Source organism: Streptomyces sp. NPDC007162 (genome assembly GCF_040634175.1).
Taxonomy (GTDB): Bacteria; Actinomycetota; Actinomycetes; order Streptomycetales; family Streptomycetaceae; genus Streptomyces.
Window position 1 is genome coordinate 1 of the sequence record NZ_JBEYFC010000320.1, and the last position, 10441, is coordinate 10441.

Below are 10441 nucleotides of genomic sequence, written 5' to 3' on the forward strand. Positions count from 1 at the left end.
GAGTCGGCCGCACTCGGTGCGCAGCAGCTGGGCGAGCGGAGCGAGCCGGCGCATGACGTCGCGTCCCGTTTCGCCGGGCGCCGGCTCCTGGCAGACGTAGGCGACCATCTGCTCGGGCCGGGTTCCCCTGCGCTCGCTGCCTGTCATCAGGCCTTGGGCGAGCTGGCGTGCGGCCGACTCCCAGTCGTCCTTGTTCGCGGGGATGCCGAGCCGGGCCCGCCCGCCGAAGCGGCCGCGGCCACCCCGGTCGTGCAGGGCCATCAGAACCATGCTGTCCTCGGGGCGGTACCCGAGCAGGTAGGGCAGGGCGTCGGCCAGTTCGGCCGGGGTACGCAGGGTGACCTGGGGGTCGTGGACTGATCGGCACAGGGGTACCGATCCGTCCGCGATGTTCCTGTTTTCAACTGGTTCGGTGTTTTCGCTGTGATTCGTCATGTGCCGACGATCTCGCGGATCTTGCAATTCCGGTTTTGCCTGTGGATAAGTCGAACCAGGGACACGACAACCGCGCCGCCCTCGTCCACAGGCCGCCCGGGCTGTCGGTCCCGTCCTGTTGTATGGAACCCATGGAGCACACGAGCAACGCGGATCTCCGGGCCCGGGCGGACACCGTCCTCGCCCGTCTCGTCGGCGACGAAACCGGCACGGCCCGGCTGCGCGAAGACCAGTGGCGGGCGATCGAAGCGCTGGTCGCCGACCGGCGCCGGGCCCTGGTCGTGCAACGCACGGGCTGGGGCAAGTCCGCGGTGTACTTCGTGGCGACCTCGCTGCTGCGGGCCATGGGCAGCGGCCCGACGGTGATCGTCTCCCCGCTGCTCGCGCTCATGCGCAACCAGGTGGAGGCAGCGGCCCGGGCCGGTATCCACGCCCGCACCATCAACTCCTCCAACACCGAGGACTGGGACGCGATCCAGGTGGAGATCGCGGCCGGCGGGGTGGACGTCCTCCTCGTGTCACCCGAGCGCCTCAACAACCCCGACTTCCGTGACCAGGTTCTGCCCAGGCTCGCCGCGGCGACCGGCCTGCTCGTCGTGGACGAGGCCCACTGCATCTCCGACTGGGGCCACGACTTCCGGCCCGACTACCGACGGCTGCGCACCATGCTCGCCGACCTCCCGGCGGGCGTGCCGGTGCTGGCGACCACCGCCACGGCCAACGCGCGCGTGACCGCCGACGTCGCCGAGCAGCTCGGCACCGGCGGCGGCTCGGACGCGCTGGTGCTGCGCGGCCCACTGGACCGGGAGAGTCTCAGCCTGAGCGTTCTGCGGTTGCCGGACGCCGCGCACCGGATGGCGTGGCTGGCCGATCACCTGGGCGAGCTGCCGGGCTCCGGCATCGTCTACACGCTCACCGTGGCGGCGGCCGAGGAGGTCACCGCCTTCCTGCGACAGCGCGGCCACGCCGTGGCGTCGTACACGGGGAAGACGGAGAACGCCGACCGGCAGCAGGCCGAGGAGGACCTGCTCGGCAACCGGGTCAAGGCGCTGATCGCCACTTCCGCCCTCGGCATGGGCTTCGACAAGCCCGACCTCGGCTTCGTGGTGCACCTGGGCTCGCCCTCCTCCCCGATCGCCTACTACCAGCAGGTGGGCCGTGCGGGACGCGGTGTCGAGCACGCCGAGGTGCTGCTGTTGCCGGGCCGGGAGGACGAGGCGATCTGGAGTTACTTCGCCTCGCTCGCCTTCCCGTCGGAGGATCTGGTCCGCCGCACCCTGGACGTCCTGTCCCGGGCCGGGGGGCCGATGTCACTGCCCGCGCTGGAGCCGTTGGTGGAGCTGCGTCGGTCCCGGCTGGAGGCCATGCTGAAGGTTCTCGATGTGGACGGCGCGGTCAGGCGGGTCAAGGGCGGCTGGATCACGACCGGCCAACCGTGGACGTACGACGCCGAGCGGTACGCGTGGGTGGCACGGCAGCGCGAGGCCGAGCAACAGGCGATGCGCGAGTACGCGGCCACCGCGGACTGCCGGATGGAGTTCCTGCAGCGCCAGCTGGACGACGAGGGCGCGAAGCCGTGCGGCCGCTGCGACAACTGCGCACGGCCGCGCTTCACCGCGGACACCTCCTCGGCCGCGGTGGACGCGGCTCGGGTCGATCTGGGGCGCGCGGGTGTCGAAGTGGAACCCCGCCGGATGTGGCCCACCGGACTGCCGGCGATCGGCATCGAGCTCAAGGGACGCATCCCGGCCGGTGAACAGGCGTCGCCGGGACGGGCCCTGGGACGGCTGTCGGACATCGGGTGGGGCAATCGGCTGCGGCCACTGCTCGCGCCCCAGGCCCCGGACACACAGGTGCCGGACGATGTGGCCCGTGCCGTGGTGGAGGTACTGGCCGACTGGGCGAAGGGTCCCGGCGGCTGGGCCGCGGGAGCGGCCGACGCGCAGCCGAGGCCGCGCGGGGTCGTCACCATCGCCTCGCGCTCCAGGCCTCGGCTGGTCCACTCCCTCGGGGCGCGGATCGCTGAGATCGGCAGACTGCCGCTCCTGGGTTCCGTGGAGTACGCGCAGGAGGCGCAGCCGGTCTCACGCAGCAACAGCGCGCAGCGCCTGAAGGCTCTCGACGGTGCGCTGACCGTGCCGCCCGCCCTCGCCGGCGCCCTCGCCGAGGTTCAGGGGCCCGTGCTGCTGGTGGACGACTTCACGGAGACGGGCTGGACGCTGGCCGTCGCGGCGCGGCTGCTCAGGAGGGCCGGGGCGCGGGGAGTGTTGCCGCTGGTCCTGGCCGTTCAGGGCTGATCAGCCCGGTGTCCTTCGCATCCGGTGCCGGGTTCGGCGCACAACTGTGCCGTTGTCGGATGTCCCAGGGGTCGCCCGGTGTCTCCGGGGGTAGGGATATAAGTCACACACCCCCAGATAACAGTCGGTGGCCCCATTTGCTCGTTGCCGCATCCAAGTTCGACAGGAAGAATTGAGGTCCGCTCCCCGCACGGCTCGTCCGTGATCCGGTTGGGCTTTGCTGCGGTGCGCGCTCCCCCGAATCCAATCCCGCCCGCAGTGTGGGCGCGTAGCCGAAGGGAGGAACGTGACCTTCGGATTCGCTCCGTCCTCGGCAGCATCGTTGTCGACGTCCGCGTCCGCCGCTTCCGCCAGTCGCCTGCTCGAGCCCGCAGAGTGGGCCGACGCCGGAATACCGCTGCTACGCAACCCCCGTGAGGTGGTCAGCGGGCTGCACACCCGGCACCTTCCACGGCTGGGCACCGCGATCGTGGCGGTCCTCGACCCGGAGGAGCGCCTGTGCGCCAGTGCCTCCTTCAGCCGGCGTTCCGCCCCGGCCGACGGCTGGATGTTCCGTAACGTGCTGCTGGCCCAGTTGCGCCGGGTCATCCCTCACGACCTGCGCCGCCGCACCCCGGTGCGGACCGCCGTGCTGCTCTACTGCCGCGAGGGCGACGCGCGTTGGACGGAGGAGGACGGCGCCTGGATGTGGGGGCTGCGGGACGCCTGCACCCTGCACGGGCTGCGCTGCGGGGCGTACATCACGCTGACCCACGACGGCTGGCAGGTGCTCGGCGAGGGCCGTGGCGGACGCCGCCCCAGTGCCGACTCGGCGCCCGAACCCTTCGCCCTGTCCGAGGTGCCGCCACCGTCACCGCGCACCGGAGGCGCCGCCTCGGAGGTGCTGCGCCGCGCGGCCGCTCGCTGAACCCGGCCCCGCGAGGGGCACAGGTCGGCCGGACACGCACCACCGGGCACGGCACCCTGAACCTGCCGCACCGTGCTCGCCGACCGCGCGCCTCGCTCCCAGCGAGCCTGTCGCGGCGGCGAGAGAGTACCCGCCGCGTCGGTGAGCCAGGGCGGCTTCGGTGTCAGTGAGCCGGGGCGGCCTACCGCGTCGGTGATCCCGAGCCGCCTGCCGCGTCGGTGCCCCAGGGTGGCCTGCCTCGCGGGCGAGGGCGTCCCGCCGTGCGGCCCTCGGCGGATCCGGCCCGGCATCCGCGTTCCGGACCCGGCCCGGTGCCCGCGTTCCAGGTCCGGCCCGGCATCCGCGTTCCGGGTCCAGCCCGGTGCGGATTCCGGACCCGCCTCCGCCGAACGGCCGCTGTACGGCGGCAGCGGCCGGCCCCAGGTGTCCGGGCACGCCGAAGACGCCACCGTGCCAGTCTCCGCTGGCCCCCTTCGGTACCTCCGCGGCCCCGGAGGCGCCGGAGGCGGCTCAGACGCCCGCGCCCAGTACCGAGTTGATGTGCTGCGGGTCGCCGCAGACGATCAGCAGGGCTCCGGCCCGCGAAAGGGCCAGCGGGAGAACGGTGGCGGCGACGGTGTCGGGACCGCCGTTGACGGCCACGACCACGACGGCGCGGGTCGCGGTGCGAGAGGCGATCGCGGCGTCCGTGTAGAAGACGTCGTCGCCCGCGTCGTGCTGCGCCCAGTAGGAGGTTTCGCCGAAGGACAGCTCGTGCTCGGCCCACGGGTGCTGCGGGCCGGTGGTGATCACCAGCACGTCTCCGGGGGCACGGCCCGAGTCGAGGAGCAGGTCCACTGCTTCCTCGGCCGCGTCGAGAGCGCTCTCGACCGAGGCCGGGATCAGCTGGATCTGCGGGGCCGCCGCTGTCGCGGCGGGCACGGCCGGGCCGGACGGGCCTGGCTTGGCCACCTCACGCGGGGTGCGCTGCACCGGCGGCGCCGGCCGCACAGGGCCGGGACGACCGGGACGCGACGGAGCCGCGGGGCGGGGGCCGGGTACGGGACGGGGGGTCGGCGCGGTACGGCCACTGGCCGGAGTGGCGCGGGGACCCTGGGCACTCTCGTGAATCTGAGGCTCCTCGGGAATGAGAGGCATGAGCTGATATCTATCAAACGTTGGTGCAGGTGAGGTGAACCGGGTGGCACAACAGTGCGACTGGAGCGTCAGAAGTCGAAGCCGAGCTGGCCCTCGATCTCCGGAACGCTGCCCTCCGCCCAGCTGCGGGCCTTCTTGAGGTGCCGCCACTGGGGCAGCGCATCAAGATACGCCCACGACAACCGGTGGTACGGGGTGGGGCCCCGCTCCTCCAGTGCGGCCTTGTGCACGGGCGACGGATACCCGGCGTTGGCCGCAAATCCGAAGTCTGCATGGTCGGTACCCAGTTCGGCCATCATTTTGTCGCGCTGAACTTTGGCGATCACCGAGGCCGCCGCGACGGCCACGCACGAGCGGTCACCCTTGATGACCGTGCGCACCCGCCAGGGGAGGCCGAGGTAGTCGTGCTTCCCGTCGAGGATGACCGCGTCGGGACGGACCGGCAAGGCCTCCAGCGCGCGGCCGGCGGCGAGCCGCAGCGCGGCCGTCATCCCGAGGTCGTCGATCTCCTCCGGGGAGGCGTGCCCCAGGGCGTACGCCGTGACCCACGTCCGCAGGACCTCGGCAAGTTCCGTACGCCGCTTGATGGTGAGCAGTTTGGAGTCCGTGAGTCCCTCGGGCGGCCGGCGAAGACCGGTGACCGCGGCGCAGACGGTGACGGGCCCGGCCCAGGCGCCGCGCCCCACCTCGTCGACACCGGCAATGACCTTCGCTCCGGTCGTCGCGCGAAGGGAGCGCTCGACGGTGTGAGTAGGTGGTTCGTACGGCATGGCGCCCTTAGCGTACGCCGCACTGATCCCTGAGCGACACCCGGCCCACCGGGGTCCCGGGCGACGCCGGGCCGTGGTTCAGACCCCGGGCGGCGCCAGCAGCGGGAGCATCAGCTGGTCGACCATCTCCTAGATTTCCTGATCGCTCCATTCGCTTGCAGAAATCTTGGATCGGTACATCATCATCGCCGGAATGACGTCGAGGACATAGCTGTTGGCCGCGTCAGCCCGCACGTCGCCCCGCTTCATGCCACGCATGACCACCTGTCTCACCAAGCTGGTGGTCGGGCCCACAACCCCCTCGAAGATCGCCCCGTGGAAACGTTCGACCTGCATGTGATCGCATTCGTGAATCACTTATCGCAACGCGAAGCCAGGCCGCGAGAACATCGCGTCCCGGGCCTGGCGGCACAGCGCGAGCAGGACCAGCGGCGGTAGACCGCCGCTTTCCCTGTCTGCGCGAGGGCGGCGACGCCCTCCATGGTGAGACCGCTCCAGCCGACGGTGCTGAGCTGCTCCAGGGCGGCGTCCAGGATCGCGCGTTCGAGAACCGCCCCGCGTCGGCGCGGAGTCACTGCCCGAACGAGGCCGGCCGTCTGGCGTGAGGTGACCATCTGAGTCTCTCCGGCGAGCAGGGGAGGCGGGCATGGGGCGGGCATTCCAGGACAGCGCACACGGAGCGCCCCGACAGTTGCACGGTATCCGATGGAGTACATAGTGAACGCTTGCGTTCCCTATCAGGGGCTCACTGCCTTGAGGCGCCAGTGAACGTGACCGTTCACTGAATCCTCTGGAGAGAGACCCATGGTGACAACCTCTCAACTGTCTCAGGATCAGAAACCCGGTGCGGCCCGGCGACAGGGGCATCCAGGGACGGACCTCACCTGGGCGGTCAGCGCCTACACCCTCACCTTCGGCGGTCTGTTACTCCTCGGCGCCCGCGCGGGTGACATCCTCGGCCGCCGCCGGCTCTTCCTGACCGGCATCCTCCTGTTCACGGTGGCCTCGCTCCTCGGCGGACTCGCTCAGGAACCCTGGCAACTGCTGGCCGCGCGCGCCGTCCAGGGCGTGAGAGGCGCGATCGCGTCGCCGACCTCACTGGCCCTGATCACCACTACCTTTCCCGAAGGTCCCTCACGCAACCGGGCGTTCGGCGTGTTCGCCGCCGTCTCCGCGGGCGGCGGCGCCCTCGGGCTGTTCTCCGGCGGCCTGCTCACCGACTGGCTCGACTGGCGGTCCGTGTTCTTCGTCAACGTACCCGTCGGACTTCTGATCGCCGCGCTCACCCCGCTCTACATCAACGAGTCCGAGCGGCAGCCGGGGCGGTTCGACATCGCGGGCGCGCTGACCTCGACGGCGGGCATGACGTCCCTCGTGTACGGCTTCATCCGGGTCTCGGAAGAGGGCTGGCACGGACGGTCTGGGCCTTGGTTCGTTCGGCGCCACAGTGGTCCTGCTGCTGGCCTTCGTGTTCATCGAACGCCAGGCGAAGGAGCCCATCACCCCGCTGAAGATGTTCGCCGACCGCAATCGCTCCGGCACCTACGTGATCATGTCGAGTCTGGCCGCGGCGATGTTCGGCATGTTCTTCTACATCGTGCTGTTCGTCCGGGACGTGCTCGGCTACAGCCCCATCAGGGCCGGGCTGGCCTTTCTCCCCATCAGCGTGGCGATCGCCGCAGGCGCCGGTCTGTCGCAACGCTTCCTGCCCACTCTGGGTCCCAAGCCGTTCATGATCGCCGGTGCGGCGCTGGTGATCGTGGCACTGGTCTGGCAGACCTTCGTCAAGCCGGACAGCTCGTATCCCGGGGGCGTGCTGGGGCCCATGCTGGTCTTCGGTTTCGGGATGGGCCTGAACTTCGTGACGGTGACCAGCATGGCGGTCTCCGGCGCCGCGCCGCAGGAGACCGGCGCGGCGTCCGGTCTGCTGAACGCCATGCAGCAGGTGGGCGGTGCGCTGGGTCTGTCGATCCTGACCACGGTCTTCGGCTCGGCCAGCAAGGACGAGGCGAAGAAGCAGCTGCCGAAGTTCCTCGCCCACGGTTCACCGGCCCAGAAGGCCGAGTTCGCCACGTCCCATCAGCTGCCCGCGCCGTGGGGGCACGAGGTGCTCGCACACGGCATCGCGACGGCGTTCGTCCCCGCAGCCGTGATGGCCGGGGTCGGTCTGCTCACCGCCTGCCTCGTGATCAAGGTCCGCAAGAGCGATCTGGAAGCCCTCGCCGGCACCGGCGGCCCAGGGCTGGGCTGACCTCACCGGGAACGCCCGGCGGTCACCCGTAGTTCCCGTCGGACACGGAGAGCGTCGGCGTGCGGTGGCAGGTCCGGGTGGCGGCCGTACGCCGGGAGCCGCACAGGCCCGTCGTCCCGGCGGTACGGGTGGCAGCCTGGTGCCGACGGTACGGTCGGTCGGCGGCCGGGGTGCCCACGATACGGTCAGCCGGCGGCCGCGGGGCGCGTTCCCGTCGGCACCCAGCGCGGCAGCGGCTCCGTCCGTTGCGCCCAGGCGGTCGGTGGGGCACCCGCCTTGCCGCCGGCCAGTACGCCGCCCACGATGGCGCAGGTGGTGTCCACGTCACCGCCGACCTGGGCGGTCGTCCAGAAGGCCGTCTCGTAGTCGCCGAGGGCGCGCGCCGCCGACCAGAGGGCGAAGGGGACGGTGTCATGGGCGGTCGTACGCCGTCCGCAGCCCAGGACGGCCGCGACGGTGCCGGCGTCGCCGTAGTCGAGCATGTCACGGGCGCGCCGCAGGCCCTGGCCGACGGCGCTCCTGGGGATGAGCGAGATGACACCGTCGAGGAGGGCCTCGGGGCTCGGCGGGCCGTCGGGAGCGGCCGCGAGGGCGGCGGCCGCCGCCACGGCCATGGCCCCCACGACCGCCTCGCGGTGCTGGTGCGTGGGGTAGGCCGAGATCTCGGCCTGGTGGGTGGCCTGCTCCGGGTCGTCCGCGTACCAGGCGCCCAGGGGCGCGATCCGCATCGCCGCGCCGTTGCCCCATGATCCCTGGCCGTTGAAGAGCGCAGCGGCCAGTTCACGCCAGTCGCCGCCCTCCCGGACCAGGCGGAGCAGCCGGTTGACGGCGGGGCCGTAGCCCCGGTCGAAGTCGTGGTGTGCGGCGAAGGAGTGGGCCAGTGCGTCCTGGTCGATGCGGTGGTGGGCGGCCAGGACCGCGACGACGGAGCCGGCCATCTCGGTGTCGTCGGTCCACTGCCAGGGGTCCGGTGGCAGCTCCCGCCGCTTGAGCAGGGGGTGGTTCGCCGGAACGAAGAACTGTGAGCCGAGCGCGTCGCCGACGGCGAGTCCGCGCAGGGCCGCCAGGGCGCGGTCCAGGCGCCCGGGGGTCGAGGAGTCGAAGGAGGAGGTCATCGCGGCCAGCCTAGCCGCTCATCCAGTGGGGCTCCGGGTCCCGCCAGCGGGCGAAGGGCTGGTCGAGGGTGTACTTGCCGTCGTCTCCGAGAACGAGCATCCGCATCTCGGCGTTCCCGGGATTGGAGAGCGACTCGAAGTCCGCGACCGTCCAGTGGAACCAGCGCATGCAGAACAGCCGCATCGCCAGCCCGTGGGTCACGAGGAGCACGTTGGGCGGGTGGTCCGGTGCCTCGAAGCTGCGGAACAGGCTCTCCAGGAAGCCGCCGACCCGGTCGTACACGTCGGCTCCGGACTCGCCCTGCGGGAAGCGGAAGAAGAAGTGCCCGTAGGCGTCCCGGTACGTCTTCTGCAGTCGTACGTCGTCGCGGTCCTGCCAGTTTCCCCAGTCCTGCTCGCGCAGCCGGGGCTCCTCGCGGACGCGTATGAGATCCGGGTCCAGCTGGAAGGCGCGGAGGGTCTCGTGCGTACGGCGGTACGGGGAGACGTACACGCTGACCCGCTCCCGGCCGAAGATCTCCCGGATGCGTTTCCCGGTCTCCTCTGCCTGTCGCCGGCCCCGGTCGGTCAGGGCCAGCGCGTGGTCGGGTTCACGTTCGTACACGGAGTCGTCGACATTGCCGGTTGACTCGCCGTGCCGGACAAGGACGATGCGCCGTGGTCGTGCCATGCCAAAACCCTAGATCGAGTGAGGCGAAGTCGAGCACTCGGAGGGGCCCCATACAACGCAGGTCACACAAATCAAGGGTTGGATATTCAAACGATCCAGCTCGGTTCGAGCTCCACGATGTCGCCCGTGAGGGCCGCGATATCGGCCTCCGTCTGGGCACGTAGCGCCAGCCGCTCCACCCGTTCGGTGCGGTACTTGCCGTGTTCGGCGGCCGACCGCCACATCGAAAGGATCATGAACTCGTGCGCCGGGGCCTCCGCGAACATGCCGCGGATCATGCCGGGAGACCCGGCCATCGCCGGGTTCCAGACTTTCTCCTGCATCAGCGTGAAGTGCTCCACCCGCTCCTCGTGCACCCGGCAGAGAGCCACCCGGATCAGGTCGGCGTCCGTGAACCGCGGTTCGAAGCCGGTCTTCACGTCGAACCGGTACTCGAACAGCTTGACCTGCTGATCCTTGTACGTACCGGCCTGGGACGCGGCCAGACGGTCGTGCGAACGCGCCATGAAGGAGTCGTAGAAGGCACGGCTCTCCCAGAAGGCGAAGGTGTGCGCCACACCGGGACGCTGCCGACTCCAGCCCCCGCCCTGTCCCCGAAATCCCGGCTCTCCCGGAAGTCCCGCCCATTTCCGCTGCCCCCGCTCGAAGCCCCGGCGGTCCACCACGGTGCAGCGAATCCACTTGACCAGCACCGCGCCATCGTAAGGCCATGGAGCGTGGCGCCGGTCACGCTCCGGCTGAGATCACCCGCGCATGCGCCCCCGCGCGCGTGGCACGATGGACAAAGAGCCTTGGCAACCCATCAGTTGGGAAAGTGGACCTCTAGGGGGAAGGGGACGCGTGGTGAGCGGTTTCAGCA

Annotated in this window: 8 protein-coding genes and 2 pseudogenes; 3 read left to right on the top strand and 7 right to left on the bottom strand. The window is 70.8% G+C overall.

Annotation, left to right across the window (positions count from 1 at the left end):
* The coding region (locus tag ABZ646_RS30205) for a DUF4192 family protein (RefSeq protein WP_360525658.1) at nucleotides 1–435 on the bottom strand (435 nt) is incomplete at its 3' end.
* A 131-nt stretch (nucleotides 436–566) separates the two neighbouring features.
* On the opposite strand from ABZ646_RS30205, the gene ABZ646_RS30210 reads away from it, so the two are divergent.
* A complete protein-coding gene (locus tag ABZ646_RS30210; RefSeq protein WP_360525661.1) occupies nucleotides 567–2732 on the top strand; it encodes a RecQ family ATP-dependent DNA helicase in 2166 nt (721 codons plus the stop codon).
* A gap of 286 nt (nucleotides 2733–3018) precedes the next feature.
* A complete protein-coding gene (locus ABZ646_RS30215) occupies nucleotides 3019–3639 on the top strand; it encodes a hypothetical protein (RefSeq protein ID WP_360525664.1) in 621 nt (206 codons plus the stop codon).
* A 510-nt stretch (nucleotides 3640–4149) separates the two neighbouring features.
* On the opposite strand, the gene ABZ646_RS30220 is transcribed toward ABZ646_RS30215, so the two are convergent.
* From ABZ646_RS30220 to ABZ646_RS30230, 3 genes and pseudogenes are all read right to left on the bottom strand, one after another.
* Nucleotides 4150–4776, bottom strand: coding sequence for a hypothetical protein (locus tag ABZ646_RS30220; protein WP_360525667.1), 627 nt, complete (start codon nucleotides 4774–4776; stop codon nucleotides 4150–4152).
* 68 nt (nucleotides 4777–4844) lie between these two features.
* A complete protein-coding gene (locus tag ABZ646_RS30225; protein WP_360525670.1) occupies nucleotides 4845–5546 on the bottom strand; it encodes a ribonuclease HII in 702 nt (233 codons plus the stop codon).
* 129 nt (nucleotides 5547–5675) lie between these two features.
* Nucleotides 5676–6160 (bottom strand): annotated as a pseudogene (locus ABZ646_RS30230) (TetR/AcrR family transcriptional regulator).
* Between the two features lie 193 nt (nucleotides 6161–6353).
* On the opposite strand from ABZ646_RS30230, the pseudogene ABZ646_RS30235 reads away from it, so the two are divergent.
* A pseudogene (locus ABZ646_RS30235) lies at nucleotides 6354–7797 on the top strand (MFS transporter).
* 185 nt (nucleotides 7798–7982) lie between these two features.
* On the opposite strand, the gene ABZ646_RS30240 reads toward ABZ646_RS30235, so the two are convergent.
* From ABZ646_RS30240 to ABZ646_RS30250, 3 genes are all read right to left on the bottom strand, one after another.
* Complete coding sequence (locus ABZ646_RS30240) at nucleotides 7983–8912, bottom strand: ADP-ribosylglycohydrolase family protein (RefSeq protein ID WP_360525673.1); 930 nt, start codon at nucleotides 8910–8912, stop codon at nucleotides 7983–7985.
* 10 nt (nucleotides 8913–8922) lie between these two features.
* Nucleotides 8923–9582, bottom strand: coding sequence for a histidine phosphatase family protein (locus ABZ646_RS30245; protein ID WP_360525676.1), 660 nt, complete (start codon nucleotides 9580–9582; stop codon nucleotides 8923–8925).
* A gap of 86 nt (nucleotides 9583–9668) precedes the next feature.
* On the bottom strand, nucleotides 9669–10274 hold the full coding sequence (locus ABZ646_RS30250) for a YdbC family protein (protein ID WP_360525679.1): 606 nt from the start codon (nucleotides 10272–10274) through the stop codon (nucleotides 9669–9671).
* Between the last annotated feature and the right edge of the window lie 167 nt (nucleotides 10275–10441).